A 21,744-nucleotide genomic window follows, 5' to 3' on the forward strand; every position below is an offset into this window, starting at 1 on the left:
AGAATCGAGCCAAGAGCAGTGAAACGACGACCGAAGCCTTACCCACTATTGACGAAATCACGCGATAAGGCACGGGAACTCGTTAGGAGACATGGACACCCCAAAAAGCAGAGAATGGCGACGGCTGCGTAAAAATGTTCCGCAAATTCAAACACTTGCGCTTAAGTCAGCGCCATTCGGGTCAGGCCTTACATTTAAACAGCCGCAGGGGTCAGGCCTTAAACAGCCGCAGGGGTCAAACAGCCGCAGGGGTCAGGCCTTAAAACAGCCGCAGGAAACAGCCGCAGGGGTCAGGCCTTACATTTTGCATCACCTTCCACTGGACCGCCCTCGAATGACTTCACCGCTCTGCTGACCGTTGCGTAGCTCACACCAAACTCAGCCCCCACCTGCGCCAAGGTGTACATAGCTTCATTTCGCTCCGAATATCTTTTCCGATAATGCTCCAACGGCCTTGGTGGACTCTGCCTCTGAGGCTTTGGAATATCCTGCAAAGACTGTTCAGGGTTCATCCTGCATTGCATATCTTCTACGAATTCATCCGAACCCAGATAGATCTGATTCTTGAGCGATTCCCAGGGACTTGGCTGTCCACGGCCTTCCTGAACGAACTGCCAATACCCTGCCTGCACCCTGCCACGACGAGCCCCGAAATTCCCCAAGACCCAGTCCGCAGTCAGCACCGGATGCGGCTCCGCCAGGCCCGCCGTCGCCCGGTAGCTACTCCAGGGCCAGTCCTTGGCTGCACGCACCATGCGCGCACGCACAGGATTCAGAACGATGTACCGTGCAAGCTCCAGTAGATAGCTCTCAGCCTCCACCAGAATCGCCTTGAAACGCCTCTGAAATACATGCCCTACCCGCTTGTGCCGGCGATTGAACTGCTGGGTATGAGTGCCGTTGATGTACTTCATACCCTTGGACAAACTCGGCGTTCCGGTTTCCAACAACAGATGGTAGTGGTTGGACATCAAACAGTAGGCGTGACACAACCAACCGTATCGCTCACAGGCCTTCCCTACCAATTCCAGGAAACCGTCATGCGCTGTCGCCTTTATGCGCTGGAAGGACAACCTGCCGAATGGAGCACTTAGGGAATCTCTGAATATCGTCATTCCGGCGAAGGCCGGAATCCAGAACACGTTGATTTCAGACTCCGGCCTTCGCCGGAGTGACGAAATGGACCTGTTCAGAGATTCCTTAGGGCCGGTAATCCTCTCGCCAGAGGGGCGCACACCTTTAAAGTGCACGCCCCGGCGAGTGAAATTCAGGCCTCTGGATTTTACTGACCAGGATTTTGTCGCGACTGCTCTATCTTTTGCGGGAATTCACCACGCCTTGAGCGGTCCTTTTGACTTTTTGAATCGTACCGTCGTCGTTGAAATGGAGGTACTCGGCGGCCACATGCCGCTGCTTCTTTTTACAGCTTGAATCCGGCGTATCCAGCCAGCGGTGGTAAAACAGAACCCAGTGTCCTTTGTACTCGACAATGGAGTGGTGATTGTTGCTGCTGTGCTCTTCATCCATGATGACGCCCTGATACTTCCATGGCCCTTTGGGTGAATCGCTCATGTAATAGCTCAGCACCCGGTTGTTTTCCGGCATGGTGAAGTAGTAGATTCCGTTTCTCTTGAATACCCAGGGTCCTTCCATTTTGGGCTCATGTCCACCCATGTCCATTTTTTGGAAGTCGCCCTTTACACTCAGCATGTCATCTGCCATTTCTGCGACGTGGTAGTCCCTGCCGGTACCATGAAAATACAAGTAAGCTTTGCCGTCGTCGTCGATGAAAAGACTCGGGTCATTGGCGTAGGGCTCTCTCCACAGCGGCCCACCGATTGCATCCTTAAAGGGTCCTGTTGGCGAATCGCTGACCGCAATGCCAATTCCCATCCACTTTGTGCTGTTTTTCGGGTTTTGCCGGTCCTTCATGCCTGTTCCCGCGGGGAAGACCAGGTAATATTTGCCGTTCTTGTAGGCTGCGTCTGGTGCCCAGGCATAATTGTCCGCCCAGGTGAGATCATCCACCGACAAAATGGGGCCGTGATCCGTCCAGTTGACAAGGTCGTCGGACGAGAAGGCGTACCAGTCTTTCATATAGAAATCTTCCTGGCACTCTTCGTCATGGGAGGTGTAAAGGTACATTCTTCCGTCTTTCCAGACGTGTCCTGACGGATCAGCTGTTCTTATATCGCTGCCAAAGTCGAGGGGGTTTTGCGCAAGACATATTGAGGAGCCCAATACAAGAAAAGGTAATAGCAATTTAAAAGCGGATCGATTCATTGTTACTTCCTATGGTTTCGTGGAACGAAGGAACCTCTGAACAAGTCCATTTCGTCACTCCGGCGAAGGCCGGAGTCCAGAGAAATCAGCGAGTTCTGGATTCCGACCTTCGCCCACTACTGTCCGGAATAATCTCATAGAAGCGTTCCTTGCCTGGCAAGGAGCTCTTCTCGCCATCGCTGATGTCTTCGCCAAACCTGATATTCGGTTTCCGACCGCTTGAACAATGCATCACCGGGGCGTACGCGGATATGCTGGACGCGAACACGTCGTGGGTACGAATCGAGAGGCCGCTGCGGATCAGGGTAATGCCGAGAGAGGGCGCCGTCTGTCCGGCAATGGAACGACGGAGAATCCCATGGTTTTTTCACGTGTTCTGTAGGAGCGGCCGTTGGCCGCGATCGATAGTGGTAATTTCCCAGGGCCCATCGCGGCCAACGGTCGCTCCTACAAGGACAGTTCGAGGATCACTTCACGTGCAGATAGTCGAAGTCCGCGTGGCCGTTGTCGCCTTGGGCAAAGAGGCCGAAGCGGGCGCCAACCCAGCGTCCGGGTTGGGCGATAAATCCCTCGTTCAGCGGTGTCCAATTTCCATCCGGCTGGCGGTAGGAAAATACGGTACGGCCTTCGGGAAAGACGCTGATGCCGATTTCCGCCTGGGGCTTCTCCAGCTCTGCGAGCAGAACCTCGTGTGTCTTGCAACCGCCGCGGGCACCGATACACACGTTGTAAATCAGCTGGCTTTTGCCGTCTTTGTTGCGCAGCCCGAGCCAGGCGTAGTCGGTGCCGTAGACCAGCAGGCCGGCCTGGGCCTTGTCTCCCTCGAGCCGCAGCTTGGTCTCCACGCGGAACTCTTCCGCCGGGAACTTCTGCAATAACAGCGACGGCACATGCCAGAGGTTTTCTGCCTCACCGGTACCGGACTGGGCAAAAAGGCGCAGATGGCCGGGGTTGTCGCTGAGCGAGTACCAGTCGGCCCGCCAGTTGGCATTCCACTGCCACTGGGGCTGCAGTTTTTTCGTATCGAATTCGTCGCTGGCAGCCAGAGAAAAGTCCGCCGATGCCGCGGATACTTTCGGACGCGCGTGGCTCAGTACCGGCTCGCCGCGGCCATCGCCGTCGGGGTCTGCGCCGATCACCGGCCAGCCATCTCTCCATTGCATGGGCTGCAGGTGCACTATACGGCCATAGGCGTCCTTGTCCTGGAAGTGCAGGAACCAGTCCTCACCACCGGCGGTGCTTACCCAGGCGCCCTGGTGCGGGCCGTTGATGGGGGTATTGCCCTGGGCCATCACCACCTTCTCCTCGTAAGGACCGTAAATATTCTTCGCGCGGAACGCCGACTGCCAACCCTGGGCAACACCACCGGCGGGTGCAAACACATAGTAGTAACCGTCGCGCTTGTAAAACTTGGGGCCTTCCAGGGTGCGATAGCCGGGAATCTTATTGCCGTCGATCACCACTTTGCCCTTGTCGAGAACCTTGCGCGCATCGGCGCTCATACGGTGCAGGGTGAGTACATTATTGATACCGGAACGGCTCTTGGCCCAGGCGTGCAGCAGATAGGCCTTGCCATCGTCATCCCACAGGGGGGTGGGGTCAATCAGCCCTTTTCCTTCTTTCAGAAGGTGTGGCTCACTCCAGGGGCCGCGCATATCCTCGGCGGTGATCACGAAAATACCCTGATCCGGGTCGCCGTAGAAAACCCAGAATTTGTCGTCGTGGTAGCGCAGGCTGGGCGCCCAGACGCCGTTGCCGTGCTGGGGAATAGAAAAACGCTCGTCCGGTACCTGCTGCTCCAGCACGTGGCCGAGCAGGCGCCAGTGCACTAGGTCCCTGGAGTGCAGTATCGGCAGGGCGGGCGCATGGTTGAAGCTGGACGAAATCATATAGAAATCGTCGCCCACCCGAACCGCGTCCGGGTCCGAATAGTCAGCGTGGATAATGGGGTTGGTGTATTTTTCCCGATCTGTGCCAGCAAGCGCTGTTGGTATTGAACAGAGCGCGGCAACCAATGAAAGGCAATAAAGGCGGAAAAGCAGTTTCACTACACTGACCTCCATAAAAAGCACCGCGCCTGGGGGGAGCGGTGCAAGCAAAGACGGAGAACTCCGCACAAAAAATTTGATTGGCACATCCATTGTGCCGCATTAACCCGGCAATATTCAGTTGCCGGGTTAATGCAGCCCTAGGGCACCTCTAAATCAAAATGTTACTTAGAACTTGTACTGAGCACCTACGAAGTACTGTGCACCAGTGCTGATCTCGTTGATCATGCGCTTGGCATCTCCATCCATGTAGGAGAACACCGGCTCGTCGGTGAGGTTGATGGCCTCAAAGTTAACTTTGAGGTTATCGGTCACACGGTAGCTGGCAGAGAAGTCCAGGAAGCTGGTCGCATCTACGTAGCGACGTTTTTCCTTGTCTGTCTCCTGCGGACGGGTGGAGTACTCGCCGCGGTTCGCCATGGAAAGGCGCGCAGAGAAAACGTCGTTTTCCCAGTACAAGGTCAGGTTGGAGGAGTCGTCGGATTGGCCGCTCAACGGGCCTTTGAACTCGTCTGGCTCACCGGCTTTGTAGGTCACTTCGGAACTTACCTTGGTCAGGTTAGCGATAACGCCAAAGTTGCGCACCCACTCCGGTCCCGGCAGGAAAGTCAGCGGCTGTTGATATTGCAGTTCCCAACCATCCAGTTCACCACCTTTTTCGCCGTTTATGGTGCGCTTCACTTCGAAGTCTGCGTTGTACAGATCATCGTACTGGGCGCCCAGCAGGCTGTCCGGCAGGCCGGTCGCGGCCCAGGGCATAACATCGGTCTGGCCAATCGGCAGGGACTCGATGTCCTTCACGAAGTAAGCCACAGACACAACGGCGTTTTCGGCGAAGTACCACTCAGCGCCCAGATCATAGGCTTTCGCGCGGAACGGCTCGATGAACGGGTTGCCGTAGCTTACTTTCGGATCGCCGAAGGTGCCTACGCTACCACCCGGGCTAAGGGTTCCCAGATTCGGACGGGACATTACCTTGGCGGCGCTACCGCGCAGGATCACGTCGTCGCTCAGCTCGTACACCAGGTTCATTGACGGCAGGGTGTCGCGGTAGTCGTTCTCTACAGTCACCTCCACTTCGCCATTCTGCAGGCCGGTGGAGGTCAGTTCGGTTTCTACGCTGCGCACACCGACGTTACCGCGGAAACGGCGGCCGGCGATATCGGTATCGAAGTCCAGCTGCGCGTATACACCCAGGCTTTTCTCTTCCACTTCGCGGGTGTCACCAGCGCGTACCGTGTGCGGCCAGCAGCCACTTGCCAGTGCTACATCAATCAGTGCGAGATCACCTTTGAAGTAGGGGAGGCCGGTGGGGCTGACCACGGAGCCCATGTCGCTGGTGACATTGGAGCCAACGCCGCAGGCCTCGCCATCAACAGTACCGTCTCTTTCATCGGCATCAGAGAGTCCAGTATCCGCTTGCACACCGGCGATTTCATAACCGTAAGACTTCTGGGTGACACCACCGCGCAGGGTCAACGCATCGTTAAACGCGTAGTCCAGGTCCAGACGGAAAGTGGAAGTGGAGGACTCGGCATCTTGCAGGCGATCGCGAATCTCGGACAGCTCCCAGTTCTCCGGATTGGTGGTATCGAAACCGAACACAATTTCAGGGGAAGTCATGTCGGTGTAGTCGTAGGTTACGGTGTCATTGGACTCGGCGTACTCGATCATCCGGCGAGGATCGGTCTCGCTGAAGTGCTCCAGAATCAGGGTGCTTTCGCGGTTCTGCAGATCCGAGGTGGACCCGCCGGCGAGAAACTTCAAGTGGAAGTCTTCGCTGAAGTCGTGCTCCAGAGACAGTGAGTACTGGGTAAACTCGGACTCCCAATCCGCGAGGAAATTTTCCGCACGGGTATCCACGCCATCCATGGTGGCGGTGATCAGGTTATTGTTGCCGTCAATGGTGTAGGCAGCCACGTCGGTCTGTGCGTTACCGGTGTCACCGGTACGAGCCAGAGAGATCGGGTTGATGTTCGGCTCGGTACGCTTGGAGTCGAGGTTGGAATACAGGGCGTCGAAGCTCACCAGGGTGGAGTCGCTCGCCTGCCACTGGAAAGAAGAGGTAACACCCAGGCGATCCTCGCCGTAGTTACGGTTCATGTAGCGCGGGATGCGCGGATGCCAGGCGCTCCGGACCTGATCGAACTCCGCTTCGCTGTCACACGCGGTACAGCTGGCAAAATCATCGTCTTCCCAGCGACCGGTGTCGGCGCCTTCCCCGAATACATTGCGCTCGGAGAATGCGACGGAGAAGAGCGCGCCCAGGGTCTGGTCTTCGTTGGTCAGGCTCACCAGCGCAGACGTGCGCGGGGAGAATTCTTCACTGCCGTCGTTGTAGCTGCCCTGAACGTTGGCAACCACGGTTACGGGATCGTAATCGAAGGGACGCGCGGTGCGCAGTGCAACGGTCGCCCCCAGAGAGCCTTCCTCAAGCTCAGCAGAAGTGGACTTGTAAACATCCAGGCGGTTGAACAGTTCGGAGGCAAACACGTTGAAATCGAAACCGCGATTGGTCTGCACGCCATTGGAACCAGCAGACAGCGACTGTGCTTGCATGCCGTTGATCTGCACCCGCGTGAAAGTAGAATTCAGGCCGCGCACGGTGATTTCACGACCCTGGCCGCCATCGCGATCGATAGTCACACCGGGAATACGCTGCAAAGATTCCGCCAAGTTCTGGTCGGGGAAATCGGCAATATCCTCTGCCAGAATCGAATCCACCATAGTGGTGGAATTGCGCTTGGTATCCAGCGCCTTGGCAAGGCTTCCGGCGTAGCTTCCAGTGACAACCACTTCCTCCAGCGACGCTTCGCCCTCCTGTGCAAAAACCGGCGCTGTAGACAGGCTGATACCGGCGGCGGTTATTGCAACATAGAGGGGTTTCTGCATAAATTTACGAAACATTATTATTCTCCCTGTTAAGCTTCTTATCTCTCTTCATCAATGGCCCAGACAGGCTTGCTCTGATAACGCCCCTACACCTGCCCGGATTCGTTTAGCCGCGGTGGTCAGTCGATCAACCCCAACGCCCGCGGCAGGTACTCACTGATCGCCGGCACATAGGTCACCAGTATCAGCACTAGGAACATCACCGCATACATTGGCAGCAGCGGTCGGACAAGCTGGGTGATCGAGGTTTTGGAAATACTTGCGCCCACAAACAGCACGCTGCCCACCGGAGGTGTGCACAACCCGATACAGAGGTTGAGGATCATGACGATGCCGAACTGCAGCGGGGACATGCCCAGTTCCACAGCCACCGGCAGGAATATGGGGGTAAAGATCAGAACCGCCGGAGTCATGTCCATAAAGGCCCCCACCACCAGCAGGACCAGGTTGATGGTAAGCAGGATCAGCAGCGGATTTTCGCTGATGGTGATCAGAGCCTCACTGATGGTCTGGGGAATATTCTCGTAGGAGAGTATCCAGGACATGGCCGAGGAGGCGGCGATCAGGAACATCACTATCGCTGTGGTTTCCACTGCCTTTACCAACAGTTCCGGCAATTGCGAGACCTTCACTTCCCGGTATACCAGCACCGAGAGTAGCAGCGAGTAGAGCACCGCGATGGCACTGGCCTCGGTAGCGGTGAAGATACCGCTGATAATGCCGCCGATAACCACCACGACGAGGAACAGGCTGGGTATCGCGTCCAGGGTTTTGCGCAGCGCCTCCCGCCAGGGGGTGACTTTCCCCACCGGATAGCCCTTGGCTTTGGCCCAGATTCCACAAACCAACATCAGCCCCAGGGCTACCAACAGACCGGGCAGGTAGCCGGCGATAAACAGCGCGGCAATGGACACGCCCCCGCTGGCCAGGGAATACACAATCAGGATATTGCTCGGGGGTATCAGCAGGCCGGTGGTGGAGGAGGCCACGGTAACGGCGGTATTGAAATTTTTGTCGTAGCCCTCCTTGGTCATCGACGGAATCATGAATCCGCCGATCGCCGAGGTGGCGGCCACCGCGGAACCGGAAATGGAACCGAACAGCGTGCAGCTGATGATGTTCACGAACGCCAGGCCGCCGGGCAACATGCCCACCAATACCCGTGCGAAGTCGATAATTCGCCGCGCGATTCCGCCGCTGCCCATCAGCAGCCCCGAAAAAATGAAAAATGGAATCGCCAACAGCGCGAAACTGTCGATTCCACTGGCCATGCGCTGGGCCATGGTGATCAGCGCCGGTACCACGTCGATGGTTATCAGCATGGTCAGCAGGGTGGCGATACCAATACTGACGGAAATAGGGACGTTCAGCGCCAGCAGGAGCAGGAAGCTGATCAGCAATACAGCTGCGGTGATTTCCATAAATCCTCCTAGGCGGACGCAGTTTTTACGGCTGTTGCAATGCGTTCTTTCTTTCCGCCCAACAGTTGGACCAGTTGGTCCAGACTGAAGAGACAGATCAAGCCGCCGGACAGGGGTATCACGCTGTAGACAATACCCATGGGAATATTCAGTGCCGCGGACAGCTGGTTCAGCTCGACAGTCAGCGCCACCAGTTTGATGCCGCCGAACACCATGGCCGATGCGGCGAAGACGAAGCACAGGGATATGGTCAGAATTTGAACCTGCTTGCGGATTTTTTCCGGCAGGGCGTTGGTCAGCAGATCGATTCCCAGGTGGGATTTTCTGCGGTAGGCATAAGCGCCACCGAGTAGACCGATCCAGACCAGCAGGTAGCGCGCCAGTTCCTCGGTATAGGAGCTGGGGCTCATGGGCAGGAAGCGGGTGAGTATCTGCCAGGTGACATCCAGCACCATCAGTGCCAGCAGGCTGCCGAGGAAGATTTCCAGCAGTTTTTCTATTCTATTCATCGCCAGTACACCTTTTATAATTCGATGCGTTTTTTATGCCCTCTCCCCCGGCCCCAGTGATTCGCGCCATCCCTGGCGCTCACCCTTCGGGCGCCTTCGGCGCCCAAATTTGATCCCTCAAATTTGTCCCGCAAGCGGGAGAGGGGAGGTGTCCCGCAAGTGGGATTGGGGAGAGGGGGCAGCGGGCATTACATAGCCGCAATCCGATCCAGCAGCTCGCCTACTTCCGTGCCCTTATAGCTGGCGTGCAACGGCTGCACGGCATCGATAAACGGCTGCTTGTCCGGGTAGATCACTTCCACGCCGGCCGCCTCCACTGCGGCGAGGGATTCGCGGGTGGATTCCTGCCAGAGCTTCCGCTGGTAGGCCACCGCATCATCCACTGCCTGCTGCAGCCATTCCCTCTGTTGCGGATCGAGTTTCTTCCACACTTCCGTGCTGACCAGCAGCATGTCCGGCACATAGGTGTGCTCGTCCAGGGTGTAGTACCTGGAAACTTCGTAGTGTTTGGAAAGATAGAAACTGGGCGGGTTGTTTTCCGCACCGCTGACCACACCCTGCTGCAAGGCTGTGTAGAGCTCTCCCCAGCTCACCGGAGTGGCGGCACCGCCGAGGGTATTGACCATCTTGATCGCGGTCTGGCTGTTCTGTACGCGGATCTTCATGCCGCGCAAATCTTCCGGTGTGTGAACGGGCTTGTCGGTGACATAGAAGCTGCGGCTGCCCGCATCGAAATAGCCCAGCCCGCGCAGGCGCGCGCGCTCACCGGCCACTAAAAGCTGGCGGCCGAGATCGCTCTGCAACACTTTCCAGAAATGATCTGCATCGCGAAACACATAGGGGAGATTGAAGATCTTGAGCTCGGGGACGAACCCCTCCATGGGGCTGGCCGACACCTTGGTCATGGCCAGGCTGCCAATCTGCAACAGCTCGATCAGCTCGCGCTCGCTGCCCAGCTGTCCACCGGGATAGATATCGATGCGCATGCTGTTGCCAGACAGCTCACGCAGCCGTTCGTCCATAAATTCCATGGCCCGATGCACCGAGTGCTGCCGGTCCAGGGTGTGCGCCAGCTTGAGCGCAGTCTGCGAATCTTCGAGACCGCAACTGCCGAGCAGCAGAAACAGCCCCACCACCGCCAGGCGGTAGAGGGTTTTTCCTTTCATCATCTTATGCACCTGTTGTCTATTGTTATCGCTACAGGTATGACCGAAAAATCTTAGCGGTTTTTATCATCGCCAAATTGGTCTTACCATCCTATCGGCTTGTTACCCCAGGTGCAATACTTCTCGGAATAATTGCCCCGCGGTTGCGGATTACCGCAGCGGCGCAGCGGTTGCCCGCGGAGATCGCGGCCTCCGGCTCCTCGCCTTGCAGCCGTGCCGCCAGGTAGCCGGCATTGAAGGAGTCGCCGGCACCGGTGGTATCCACCACCTCGCGAACCTCCGGCACGGGAATGGCGCACAGCTCCCCGTCGTGCTGCAGTAGCACCGGCTCAGCGCCGCGCTTCAGCACCAGCTCCGACAGGCGGTAGCGGCCGTTGCGCTGCAGGCATTCGTCAGCATCCCCATCCCCCCACAGCAGTTGCTCATCCTCCAGGGTGAGCAGGGCGATATCCGATTGTTGCAGAAAGGCGGAGACCGCCTCCCGGGCCTCTTCCACACTGGTCCACAGGCGCGGGCGGTAGTTGCTGTCAAAGGCCACCCGGCCGCCGCCGGCGCGGAACTCCCCGATAAACGTAAGTAAGCACTCACGCGCATGGGGGGCCATTATTGCAAGGGTGATTCCGGAGAGATAGAGGCAATCCACCTCTCTCAGGTAATTCTGTAGGCGCTCGCGCTGCAACTGGTCCGCGAACAATTCCCGCGCCGGGGACTCCCCGCGCCAATAGGTGAAATAGCGCTCGCCATCGGGGGTGTTGTAGATGCTGTAGAGGCCGGGGCAACGCCCGGGCAGACGCTCTATGGCCCCGGTATCAATGCTTTCGGCGCGCATGGCCTCCAGCATCTGCTCGCTGTAGGGATCGTCCCCCAGCAGGGTCACATAGGATGTGTGAACGCCACTACGCGCCACATAGACCGCGGTGTTGTACGTATCCCCGGCAAAGGACTGGGCCAACAGCCCCTCTCCGCGCGGGGACAACTCGACCATTACCTCACCCAAAGCTGCAAGTTTCAAAGCTATCTCCTGTACTGACCAGAGCAGGTCTTACCATTAATCGTTGACCGGTATAACCAATTTTTGGCAGTATAGCAATTCCGGTCTATGTACTGGGTTTCTCCATTGCCTGGCGCGGCCCAACCCCAACTTGCCGCGCACCCCCCGCCTTCGGGCGGGGTTTTTCCTTCAATGGGGTACGCAGTATGCTTGTAAGACAACCCAATTAGAACGAGCCTTTCCGCTATGTCACGCCCTTTGCAATTGCACCCCGATCGCCTGTTCCCGGTGGATAACGCCCAGCGGGATATCGCCCGCAAGCTCTACGAGAGTGTCAGGGATCTGCCGATTATCAGCCCTCACGGGCACACCGATCCATCCTGGTTCGCCGGTAATCAGCCTTTCGGCAATCCGGCGGAACTGTTGATCAAACCGGATCACTATGTGTTCCGCATGCTCTATAGCCAGGGCGTACCGCTGGAGAGCTTAGGGATTGCCGGCCGCGAGGGCACTCCGGCGGAAACCGATCCGCGCGCCATCTGGCAGCGTTTTGCCGAACACTACTACCTGTTCCGCGGCACTCCCTCACGCATGTGGCTGGATACCGTATTCCACGATGTGTTCGAGCTGGACGTGGCCCTGGACGCCTCCACCGCGGAACTCTACTACGAGCGCATCGACAGCTACCTGAAAAAGCCGGAGTTCCTGCCCCGCGCCCTGTTCGAGCGCTTCAATATCGAAGTGATCGCCACCACCGAATCCCCGCTGGATGACCTGCGTCACCACCAGAAAATTCTGGACAGCGGCTGGAGCGGGCGCATCATCACCGCCTACCGCCCGGACCCGGTGCTCGACCCGGACTACGAAGGCTTCGCCGACAATCTGCGCAAACTGGCGGAAATCACCGGTGAAGACACCGGCAACTACGCCGGCTACCTGGCGGCACTGAAAAACCGCCGCGAATTCTTCAAGCAGATGGGCGCCACCTCCACCGACCATGGCCACCCCACGGCCACTACCGCCAACCTCAGCCCGGCCGAGGCGGAAGCGCTGTTCAACCGCGTACGCGGCGGCGGCGCGAGCAGCGAAGACGCGGAGCTGTTCCGCGGTCAGATGCTCACCGAAATGGCGCGCATGAGTATTGAAGACGGCCTGGTGATGCAGATTCACCCCGGCTCCGTGCGCAACCACAACAAAGTGGTGTTCGACAAATACGGCCGCGACAAGGGCTGCGACATCCCCTCCCGCACCGATTACGTCCACGCGCTCAGGCCGCTGCTGGAAGCGGTGGGCAACGAGCCGAACCTGACGGTGATCCTGTTTACCCTGGACGAGACCAGCTACAGCCGCGAACTGGCACCGCTGGCCGGTCACTACCCGGCGCTGAAACTGGGCCCCGCCTGGTGGTTCCACGACAGCCCCGAGGGCATGCGTCGCTTCCGCGAGCAGGTGACCGAGACCGCCGGTTTCTACAATACCGTGGGCTTCAACGACGACACCCGCGCTTTCCTGTCCATCCCCGCCCGCCACGACGTGGCCCGGCGCATGGACTGCAACTTCCTCTCCCAACTGGTGTGCGAACACCGCCTGGTGGAGGACGAAGCCTTCGAACTGGCGCACGACCTCAGCTACGCGCTCGCCAAGCGGGCCTACAAGCTGTAACGTCCGTTGCCGCCACAAAATGCTTGTGCACTACTTGTGTACTAAATAGGAGCGGCCGCTGGCCGCTCCTATTAGTTAGTGAATCTGGGAAGTTTTATGAACGAAAAGGTCCTGAACAGTCATACCCTGGCTGATATATCCGCATCGGTAACCACGCCTGACTACGACCGCAGCCGGATTAAAACCGGAATTGTGCACCTGGGCATCGGCGCCTTCCACCGCGCCCACCAGGCCTGGTATACGGAACAGGTACTGGAAGACGGTAGCGACTGGGGCATTGTCGCCGCCAGCCTGCGCTCGCCCACAGTGCGCGACCAGCTGGCGCCGCAAAACTACCTCTATTCCCTGGTGGAAAAAAGCAACGATGGCGAAAAAGTTCGCGTGATCGGTTGCGTGCAGGATGTCTACGTGGCTCCGGAGAGCCCGCGCGCCCTGCTGGACGCCATGACCCAGGAAGGGATTCGCGTCGTCTCGCTCACCATCACCGAAAAGGGTTACTGCCACCACCCGTCTTCCGGGGAGCTGAATCTGCAGCACCCGGATATCCAGCACGACCTCGCCAACCCGCAGGCCCCGAAATCCGCGCTCGGCTTTATCGTCTACGCCCTGCGCGAACGCATGCAGAAAGGGCTGCCCGGATTTACCCTGCTCAGCTGCGACAACCTGCCCAGCAACGGCAATGTGCTGCAGCGCGTGCTCTTCCAGTTCGCCGACCAATTGGAGCCGGAATTCGCCGCCTGGGTCAGGGAGAATACCCGCTGCCCCTGCACCATGGTGGATCGCATAGTCCCCGCCACCACCGATTCAGACCGCGACGCCCTTGAGAAGCTTCTCGGTGTGCGCGACAACGCCGCGGTTATGGCCGAGCCTTTCTCCCAGTGGGTGGTGGAAGACAACTTCCTGCGCGGGCGCCCCGCCTGGGAAAAGGCCGGAGCCACCTTTGTCGATGATGTGGAAGTCTACGAACTGATCAAGCTGCGCCTGCTCAACGGCTGCCACTCCCTGCTCGCCTACAGCGGCTACCTGGCCGGGTTTGAGACCGTTGCCGACGTGATGCAGGAACCCGCTTTTGCGGCACTGGCGGAGCGGTTTCTCGCCGACGAGGCCAGCGCGGCGGTGGAAGCGCCGGCAGACTTCGACCTGGCGGCCTACCGGGGACAATTGTTGGAGCGCTTCGCCAACCGGGCGCTGAAACACCGCACCTGGCAGATCGCCATGGACGGTTCGCAGAAGATCCCCCAGCGCTGGCTGGGTACCCTGCGCCACCAATTGCAGAACGGCGGCTCCATCGAACTGCTTTGCCTGGCCCTCGCCTGCTGGATTCGCTATGTCTCCGCGGAGGACGACGCCGGCAAGCCGATCGAGGTTTCCGATCCGTTGGCACAGGAACTGAAGGCCCTTTGCGACGCAAACGCAGGAAACCCGCGGGAACTGGCCGCAGCTTTCCTGGGTTTTGCACCGGTATTCGGCGAAGACCTGCAAAAGAACGAAGCCCTGCAGCAGGCCCTGGCTGCCCAGTTGGAATTACTGGCAAAGCAGGGTGTGCTGAACACCGTGCGTATGCAGATGAAAGAAAGCATCACCTGATCCCACCCGCCATTCGCCTGCAAGCAGGCTCCTACAAAGCACCCTGTAGGAGCCTGCTTGCAGGCGAATAGAACACCTTTCGCTTGCTAGCAAGCTCCGGGGCTCTGCAGGGCGATGGATAGCCCGGATCAACCAAGTTGTCTCTACTCACATTTTCCACTCCGCCAGCCCTCCGAAACCCAGTCACACATCCCCACTATCTTCTACTATCCAGCTGTTGGCAGGGGGCGAGATAGCCAGCGCGGGAGAATCGAGATGAATGAACAGATTGCAACAGTCTTTGGCGGCACCGGCTTTTTAGGCCGTCGCGTGGTACGGGCACTGGTGACGATGGGTTACCGGGTGCGCGTTGCGGCGCGCCATCCCCAGGATGTGGACTTCTCTGACATAAAAGATCAAATTACGCCAGTGGCCGTTGATATACGTGATGAGCGGCAGGTTACAGAAGCGATTACGGGCTCGGCGTTCGCAGTCAACGCGGTTTCTTTGTATGTGGAGAGAGGTGATCTCACGTTTGACGCCATCCACGTGAAGGGTGCCGAGCGCATCGCCCGTTGTGCCCAGGCAACCGGCGTTGATCGGCTTGTGCATATATCCGGGCTCGGCGTAGACGAACGTTCACCGTCGAAATTCATTCGCGCGCGAGCACGGGGAGAGCAGGTCGTTCGCAACGCATTTGAGCGAGCGATCCTGGTTCGGCCAAGTGTTATGTTTGGTAGCGATGATGCTTTCCTGGCCTCGATCAAAACCGCAACCCTATCGCCATTAGTACCGCTCTTTGGCAAAAGGAACAACCGGTTGCAGCCGGTGTACGTCAAAGACGTTGCCGCAGCAGTGGCGAAGCTTTCGCGGCAAGCTGATGGTCAGGAGCAATTGTTCGAATTGGGTGGCGGTAGTATCTACACTTATCGCCAGGCCCTGCAGGTGGTTATGTCCCACTTGGGGCGCAGGCGCGTATTATTGCCCGTGCCATTGACTCTTTGGCGGGTATTGGTGGCCGCACTGAGCCTGATGCCCAACCCTCCACTCACCCGCGACCAGCTTATTTTAATGCAGAGCGACAATACGGTGGGCGAGAGTGCGAAAACTTTCGCCGATCTCGGCATTGATCCCTATAGCCTGGAAGAGTTATTGGATGAGTGCTTGCCCACAAATAGCGGGTAAACTCGACCGATATCGATAACGGTAAAAGAACTTTGTAGGAGCGGCGGGGCGTCCATCCGCCGCTCCTACATGGGGGATTAGAGGAATAAAGGAATAAATCCAAAAGCGGGCTGCGCCCGCAAGCGGAGCTGGAGCTCCGCGGTCCCGGGGGGGGGCTATTCGTTCGACGGCTTGCCGATGGTCGCCAGGATACCGCCATCCACATAGACGATCTGGCCGGTCACGAAGTTGCTGGCATCGCTGGCGAGGAATATCGCCGTACCCTGCAGATCTTCCGGGTTACCCCAGCGCCCTGCCGGGGTGCGGCTGAGAATAAATTCATTGAAGGGATGGCCGTCCACGCGGATGGGGGCGGTCTGGCTGGTGGCGAAGTAGCCCGGGCCTATACCGTTCACCTGGATGTTGTGCCGCGCCCACTCGGTGGCCATATTGCGGGTGAGCATCTTCAATCCGCCCTTTGCCGCGGCGTAGGCGGAGACACTATCCCTACCCAACTCGCTCATCATCGAGCAGATATTGATGACCTTGCCGCCGCCGCGCTCGATCATCTTGCGTACCACCGGACGACTCATGGTGAAGACTCCGGTGAGGTTGGTGTCGATCACCTGCTGCCAGTCCTTCAGTTCCATTTCCAGCAGCGGCACCCGGCGGATGATGCCGGCGTTGTTCACCAGAATATCGATGGGCGCGCATTCGCTTTCTATCTGCCCCACGCCGTCGGCGACCGCCGCTTCATCGGTGACATTGAACAGGTAGCCGCTCGCATCGAAACCCTTGTTGCGCAGGTGTGCCACCGCATCGTCGAGTTTCTGTTGCGACGAGTGGCCCGTGATGACCAGCCGGGCACCGGCCATGCCCAGCCCCTCCGCCATGGCCAGACCGAGGCCGTGGGTGGCGCCTGTCACCAGGGCCAGCTTGCCGGTTAGATCGAATAGTGAAGGCATTGTTTATTTCCTACATTGTGCCCTCTCCCCCCGGCCCCTCTCCCGCCAGCGGGGAGGGGAGACCAGATCCCTCTCCCCTTTGGGGAGAGGGTTGGGGAGAGGGGAATTTCAGATCAACGCAGCTCGTTCGGCTGCACAAAATCCATATCGGTGTAATCGAGGTTCTCGCCCGCCATACCCCAAATAAAGGTGTAGTTGCTGGTACCCACTCCGGAGTGCAGGGACCAGGTGGGAGAGATGACCGCCTGCTCGTTGGCCATCCAGATGGTGCGGGTCTGCTGCGGCGGGCCCATGAAGTGACACACGGCCTGGCCTTCCGGCACATTGAAATACATATAGGCTTCCATGCGACGGCTGTGGGTGTGGCATGGCATGGTGTTCCAGACGCTGCCCGGAGCCAGTTCGGTCATACCCATCTGCAGCTGGCAGCTTTCCACCACTTCCTTTACCAGTAGCTGGCGGATAACGCGCTGGTTGCAGGTTTCGCCTGCGCCCATCTCCAACACCTTTGCGTCGTTCTGGCCCACTTTCCGGGTGGGACACTCGCGGTGTGCGGGGGTGGAGTTCAGGTAGAACTTCGCCGGCGCGGACTTGTCATTGCTGGAAACTTTTACCTCGCGGGAGCCGCGGCCGATATAGATGGCCTCTTTGCTGTCGACGTCGTAGCGGGTGCCATCGACTTCCACAACACCCGGGCCACCGATATTGATCAGGCCCAGTTCGCGACGTTCGAGGAAATATTCGGACCTGAGCGCGTCCACAGTTTCGAGAAGCACAGTTTCCTCTACCGGCATGATCCCGCCCACGATCATGCGGTCTACGTGGGTATAGGTGAGGTGCACTGTGTCCGCCTCAAACAGTTTCGGCACCAGGAATTCTTCGCGCAGGCGCTCAGTATCGTAGCTCACATAGTCGCGCGGGCTGTGCGCGTAGCGCTCTTCGTATTTGGTAGCCATAAATCTCTCCTTTTAGCCTTGCTTATTCAGCAGCTTATACATCTCCGCACCGGCCATGATGAAGGGTCCAACGCCTTTGAGGTCGTCGTCGATGACCGGCTCGCTCATGTAATAGCGGTAGCTGCCGTCGCGACCAAAGCCCAAGCCCGCCACTTCGCAGTTGTTGGTCAGGCTTACACTGCCATCGGCGTGCACCTGGATAAACTGGTCCAGCAGGCCCTGATAGGATTTTTTCGCCAGGGGCACATAAGTGTCGGGCAGGTAGCCGTTGTTGATGGCCTTGGCAAAAAAGTAGGTAAACATGCTGCTGCCGGTGGCTTCCAGGTAATTACCCCGCGCGCCGGCCTTGTTAGCGACCTGATACCAGGTGCCGCTTTCAGCGTCCTGGTATTTTTCCAGCACCGGCGCCAGTTCGTTGATCATGTCGATCAGGTACTGCCGCTGCTCCGCGTTTTCCTCCGGGATATAGTCGAGCACGTCTACCAGTGCCATGGCCATCCAGCCCATGCCACGGGACCAGAAATTGGCGGAGAGGCCGCTCTCTTTATCCGCCCAGCCCTGCTCTTTCGCTTCGTCCCAGGCGTGGAAGTAGAGGCCGGTTTGCGGGTCGTGCAGTTTTTCACGCACGACTTTGAATTCCGCCAGTACCTCATCGAAATTCCCTTCTCCGCCATTTTCAGCGCTCAGCTTCTCGTAATGGGCGAGGAACGGAATGCCCATGTAGACACCGTCCAGCCATACCTGGTGGGGGTATTTCTGCTTGTGCCAGAAAGCACCGGCGGTCGTGCGCGGGTGGTGCTCCAGTTGCTCGCGCAGGGTGGCCACGGCGGTTTTGTAGCTGTCTTTGCCGTTGCGCTCGAGCATGCGCAGCAGCATCTTGCCGGCGTTGATGCTGTCAATGTTGTATTTTGACTGGACGTAGCCGTTGATACTGCCGTCTTCGTTGACGAAGGAGCCCATCACCTTTTCCACCGCGTCTGCGTAGCGCGGCTCGGGGCTTGCCCGGTTGAGGTCGTCGTAGGCCTGCATCAACAGGCCGGTGGTGTATTCGAAATAGGCCGGGCGCTTGCGGTGCGGGTCCACGCCGCCGAAGGCCAGTTGGTAGGTACTGCGCTCCAGTTCGGAATCCGCCAGGCGCTGGCTCCACTGCAGAGCCCCATTCGCGCTCAGCGGCTGTTGCGTCTGCGCCTCGCTCAGGGCGGTGGTCAGGCGCTTGCGCAGCGGCATGGTGAGTTTTTCCGCCTCGCGGGCCAGATAGGCTTCAAACTGCCCGGCACTGGTGATGGGGCCGTGCCTGCTCTCCGCTTCTTTTGCCCAGGCGGCGGTGAAGTAGTAATTGAAATCGTTGGTGGCTGGCTGCTTGAATACAACCACTTGGTTGAGCTCGTCTTCGGTCACTTCCTTGACGGTCTTTTTCTGCACCAGCAGGCCCATGCCCAGGCCGCTGCCATCGAGGCTCTGTTGGCCCCAGGTGCCGATATAGGTCCAGGCCCCGCCGGGAATATCCAGGTCGCCGACCATCAGTTGGGTACCGGTGTGCTTGACCAGGCCGGCCACCAGGGCGCCGAGGCCTTCGCTGGCCTGCCCGTTCACTTCCACCAGGCGGCTGCCGGCGCGCATGGAGAGTATCGTACTCAGGTCGGCCTGCTTGTTCTTCGCGGGTTTCCAGCCTTTGTATTCAATATTCAGGGAAGAGTAGAGCTCGCCGTTGTCGACGATTTTTGCGGACCAGTCCTGCACGTCACTGACCCGCACAACTTTTTCGCCATCCCAATAGCCGTAGCCGCCCACGCCGAGGGCATCGCCCACTTTCAGGATATCCATGCCCCAGTCGGCCATATGGTGGTAGGACTCGAAGCCGTCCTGCCCCACATCCTGCAGCACCGGCTCGCGCACTTTCTTACCGAATATGTCGAAACCGTTGCGCCAGTCCAGGTAGACCCGGTAGCCCACCAGGTCCGATTCGATGCCCGGGCCCTCGTAGCGGATAAACTGCGAGTGATCAGTGTGTTCCGGGGGAACATCCAGCTCGCTGACATTCTGGAAGTAGCCACCCAGGTATTTCCTGTCGGCCCACTGGCCACCGGTCTTGCGGGAAATTTCCGCCTGGGTGCGTTTATCCCCAGCCGGCTGTTCACCGCTGCCGGGGAGAATTTTCAGGTCGATTTCTTCATCCACCTGCAAGTCCACCAGGAACAGGATGCCGTCGGCGCTGCCATCAGCATCCCGATCGACCCGCTGTACCGGCAGTTGTCCGCCGCCGTGAACCGCCAGCGGCTCGGCATAGTCTTCGCTCAGGCCCAACTCCCGGAAGCTCAGGTACACAGGCTCATCCAGGCGCGGAAATGCCGACGGATTGGCCAGTTGCAGGCGGGCGATACTCTCACTCTCCGTGCTTTTGCTCTCCGTCGGTCTCTGTTGATCCTTTATTGCCGTGGAATCCTTCGCTTCGCCACAGGCGGTCAGGGCAATTGCGGCGGCCAGCAGTGGATAAACGGAACTGGATAATTTCACTCTCTGTTCCTCGTCATTCTGTTTCTTTCAAAGGGGCGAAGGGTGCGCCGTAGGGAGCCTGCTCGCAGGCGCACACTCCAAGAGCTTCGTCTCGATACCTCATTCGCCTGCAAGCAGGCTCCTACAGGTCAGGCTGGACGGAACTCCTTGCCGTTGATAAGCAAGCCCTTCGCGGTAAATTCTTTCAGCGCCTCGATCACCCCAAGGTCGCCCGCACTCTTTATCTCGCTGTTGGAAATATGCAGACCGCGGATGGGGGCGCGGTCGAAGCCGCGGATATGGAAGGCGCGCTGCGCCTTCTCGCAGCGGAGGTTGTCCACGAAGATGTTGTACACCTCCGGATCAAAGGGACCCTTGTCCCCTTCCTCGTAGAAGAAGTTGATCACGATCACGTCCTTCACCTGGCCGATTTCCAGGTTGCGCACATAGATATCGTGTATCTCGCCACCGCGCATGGCGTTGGTCTTGATGCGCAGACCGCGGTCCAGGTTGGGGCTGCTCATTACGCAGTTTTCCATGAACACATTGCGCACCCCGCCGGAAATCTCGCTGCCCAGCACCAGGCCACCGTGACCGTCGCGCATACGGCAGTTGCGGATGACGATATTCTCGCTGGGTGTGGCCAGCCGGCGGCCATCCGCATTGCGCCCGGACTTGATCGCGATGCAGTCGTCGCCGTTGTCGAACAGGCAATCCTCAATCAGCACGTTGCGGCAGGATTCGGGGTCGCAACCGTCGGAATTGGGCCCGTGGCTGCGCGCCGTGACTCCGCGCACGGTGACGTTTTCACAGAGCACCGGGTGCATGACCCAGAAGGGGGAGTTTTCCAGGGTAACGCCTTCGATCAGCACATTGCGGCACTGGTAGAACTGCACCAGCGGCGGACGCAGATAGCTGCCGTCGGCATAGACCCGCTCCGCCACCGGCAGGCCTTTTTCCGCATCCTCAAACAGCGCGTCCCGCGCAGCTTTCTGCGTAGGGCTCTCCCGGTATTCGCATTTGCCGTTCTTCCCCTTCCAGGGCCACCAGGTATCGCAGTCCGCACCTCCGTCGATGCGGCCCTTGCCGGTGAGCGCCACATTCTCGCAACCGAGCGCATAGATCAGGGGGGAATATCCCATCAGCTCCATTCCCTCCCAACGGGTTTTTACCGCCGGCAGGTAGCGTTCCGGTTCGGGAATAAAGGAGAGCACCGCACCTTCCTGCAGGTGCAGTTCGGTATTCGATGGCAGGTGAATGGGGCCACTGCGGTAGCGCCCCGGCGGCACCAGGATGCGGCCGCCGCCAGCCTCGCGGCAGGCGGCCAGGGCGCGGGCGAAGGCGGTGCTGGCATCCTCGCCTTCACCACTGGCGCCGTACTGTCGGAGATTGAACTCTCGAGAGGGAATCTGCGGCCGCTCGATGGCGGCGAGGATTTCCGGTACCGCGGCCCAAGGGCCGCTGTAATCCATCCGCGGCGGCCGGCTCATGGCCCTGGGCACCGCAGGAATGGCGGCCGCGGCCAGAGCAGATTGCAGAAACGCGCGCCGGCTCAACTGTGTCATAACTCCCTAACTCCACTATCGTTATTATCTCAGCCGAAAGCGGCAAGACCAGACTATTACTAT

The 21,744-nt window shown here is 58.8% G+C and carries 15 protein-coding genes; 3 read left to right on the forward strand and 12 right to left on the reverse strand.

From position 1 onward, the window contains the following. Positions 1-290: 290 nt before the first annotated feature. The 8 genes from FHS09_RS16750 to FHS09_RS16785 form a co-directional block, all read right to left on the reverse strand. A complete protein-coding gene (locus FHS09_RS16750) occupies positions 291-1,142 on the reverse strand; it encodes a transposase (protein WP_221192076.1) in 852 nt (283 codons plus the stop codon). 169 nt (positions 1,143-1,311) lie between these two features. Then, positions 1,312-2,283, reverse strand: coding sequence for a family 43 glycosylhydrolase (locus FHS09_RS16755; RefSeq protein WP_183462007.1), 972 nt, complete (start codon positions 2,281-2,283; stop codon positions 1,312-1,314). A gap of 467 nt (positions 2,284-2,750) precedes the next feature. Beyond that, complete coding sequence (locus FHS09_RS16760) at positions 2,751-4,346, reverse strand: glycoside hydrolase family 43 protein (protein WP_183462009.1); 1,596 nt, start codon at positions 4,344-4,346, stop codon at positions 2,751-2,753. A gap of 153 nt (positions 4,347-4,499) precedes the next feature. Further along, entirely contained in the window at positions 4,500-7,238 is a 2,739-nt protein-coding gene (locus tag FHS09_RS16765; protein WP_183462010.1) for a TonB-dependent receptor, read from the reverse strand. A 104-nt stretch (positions 7,239-7,342) separates the two neighbouring features. Next, positions 7,343-8,644 (reverse strand): TRAP transporter large permease, encoded by a 1,302-nt coding sequence (locus tag FHS09_RS16770; RefSeq protein ID WP_183462012.1) that lies wholly within the window; start codon positions 8,642-8,644, stop codon positions 7,343-7,345. Between the two features lie 8 nt (positions 8,645-8,652). After that, positions 8,653-9,153 (reverse strand): TRAP transporter small permease, encoded by a 501-nt coding sequence (locus FHS09_RS16775; protein ID WP_183462014.1) that lies wholly within the window; start codon positions 9,151-9,153, stop codon positions 8,653-8,655. A gap of 188 nt (positions 9,154-9,341) precedes the next feature. After that, positions 9,342-10,322 (reverse strand): TRAP transporter substrate-binding protein, encoded by a 981-nt coding sequence (locus FHS09_RS16780; protein ID WP_425487779.1) that lies wholly within the window; start codon positions 10,320-10,322, stop codon positions 9,342-9,344. Positions 10,323-10,410: 88 nt separating this feature from the next. After that, on the reverse strand, positions 10,411-11,331 hold the full coding sequence (locus FHS09_RS16785; protein WP_246395106.1) for a sugar kinase: 921 nt from the start codon (positions 11,329-11,331) through the stop codon (positions 10,411-10,413). A 225-nt stretch (positions 11,332-11,556) separates the two neighbouring features. Between FHS09_RS16785 and uxaC the strand changes: the two genes are divergently transcribed. The 3 genes from uxaC to FHS09_RS16800 all read left to right on the forward strand — a co-directional run bounded on the left by uxaC (position 11,557) and on the right by FHS09_RS16800 (position 15,723). Beyond that, positions 11,557-12,972, forward strand: a complete 1,416-nt coding sequence (gene uxaC / locus FHS09_RS16790) for a glucuronate isomerase (protein WP_183462016.1) — start codon at positions 11,557-11,559, stop codon at positions 12,970-12,972. Positions 12,973-13,068: 96 nt separating this feature from the next. Beyond that, positions 13,069-14,559, forward strand: a complete 1,491-nt coding sequence (locus tag FHS09_RS16795; RefSeq protein WP_183462018.1) for a mannitol dehydrogenase family protein — start codon at positions 13,069-13,071, stop codon at positions 14,557-14,559. Positions 14,560-14,814: 255 nt separating this feature from the next. After that, a complete protein-coding gene (locus tag FHS09_RS16800; RefSeq protein ID WP_183462020.1) occupies positions 14,815-15,723 on the forward strand; it encodes a complex I NDUFA9 subunit family protein in 909 nt (302 codons plus the stop codon). A 155-nt stretch (positions 15,724-15,878) separates the two neighbouring features. Here the strand turns inward: FHS09_RS16800 and FHS09_RS16805 are convergent, their stop codons facing one another. The 4 genes from FHS09_RS16805 to FHS09_RS16820 form a co-directional block, all read right to left on the reverse strand. Next, positions 15,879-16,667 carry a gluconate 5-dehydrogenase gene (locus FHS09_RS16805; protein ID WP_183462022.1) on the reverse strand — a complete coding sequence of 263 codons (789 nt, stop codon included), beginning with the start codon at positions 16,665-16,667 and terminating at the stop codon, positions 15,879-15,881. Positions 16,668-16,780: 113 nt separating this feature from the next. Continuing rightward, entirely contained in the window at positions 16,781-17,623 is an 843-nt protein-coding gene (kduI, locus tag FHS09_RS16810) for a 5-dehydro-4-deoxy-D-glucuronate isomerase (RefSeq protein WP_183462024.1), read from the reverse strand. A 12-nt stretch (positions 17,624-17,635) separates the two neighbouring features. Next, complete coding sequence (locus FHS09_RS16815; RefSeq protein WP_183462026.1) at positions 17,636-20,137, reverse strand: DUF4861 family protein; 2,502 nt, start codon at positions 20,135-20,137, stop codon at positions 17,636-17,638. Between the two features lie 128 nt (positions 20,138-20,265). Beyond that, positions 20,266-21,681 (reverse strand): glycoside hydrolase family 28 protein, encoded by a 1,416-nt coding sequence (locus FHS09_RS16820; RefSeq protein ID WP_183462028.1) that lies wholly within the window; start codon positions 21,679-21,681, stop codon positions 20,266-20,268. Positions 21,682-21,744: the final 63 nt, after the last annotated feature.

It is taken from the genome of Microbulbifer rhizosphaerae (genome assembly GCF_014191725.1).
Classification (GTDB): Bacteria; Pseudomonadota; Gammaproteobacteria; order Pseudomonadales; family Cellvibrionaceae; genus Microbulbifer; species Microbulbifer rhizosphaerae.

Excerpts from the sequence above, each read along its gene's own strand:
- FHS09_RS16755 (WP_183462007.1), bottom strand. The coding sequence starts at position 2,283 with ATGAATCGATCCGCTTTTAAATTGCTATTACCTTTTCTTGTATTGGGC.
- FHS09_RS16760 (WP_183462009.1), bottom strand. The coding sequence starts at position 4,346 with ATGGAGGTCAGTGTAGTGAAACTGCTTTTCCGCCTTTATTGCCTTTCA.
- FHS09_RS16765 (WP_183462010.1), bottom strand. The coding sequence starts at position 7,238 with ATGTTTCGTAAATTTATGCAGAAACCCCTCTATGTTGCAATAACCGCC.
- FHS09_RS16770 (WP_183462012.1), bottom strand. The coding sequence starts at position 8,644 with ATGGAAATCACCGCAGCTGTATTGCTGATCAGCTTCCTGCTCCTGCTG.
- FHS09_RS16775 (WP_183462014.1), bottom strand. The coding sequence starts at position 9,153 with ATGAATAGAATAGAAAAACTGCTGGAAATCTTCCTCGGCAGCCTGCTG.
- FHS09_RS16780 (WP_425487779.1), bottom strand. The coding sequence starts at position 10,322 with ATGATGAAAGGAAAAACCCTCTACCGCCTGGCGGTGGTGGGGCTGTTT.
- uxaC (WP_183462016.1), top strand. The coding sequence starts at position 11,557 with ATGTCACGCCCTTTGCAATTGCACCCCGATCGCCTGTTCCCGGTGGAT.
- FHS09_RS16795 (WP_183462018.1), top strand. The coding sequence starts at position 13,069 with ATGAACGAAAAGGTCCTGAACAGTCATACCCTGGCTGATATATCCGCA.
- FHS09_RS16800 (WP_183462020.1), top strand. The coding sequence starts at position 14,815 with ATGAATGAACAGATTGCAACAGTCTTTGGCGGCACCGGCTTTTTAGGC.
- FHS09_RS16805 (WP_183462022.1), bottom strand. The coding sequence starts at position 16,667 with ATGCCTTCACTATTCGATCTAACCGGCAAGCTGGCCCTGGTGACAGGC.
- kduI (WP_183462024.1), bottom strand. The coding sequence starts at position 17,623 with ATGGCTACCAAATACGAAGAGCGCTACGCGCACAGCCCGCGCGACTAT.
- FHS09_RS16820 (WP_183462028.1), bottom strand. The coding sequence starts at position 21,681 with ATGACACAGTTGAGCCGGCGCGCGTTTCTGCAATCTGCTCTGGCCGCG.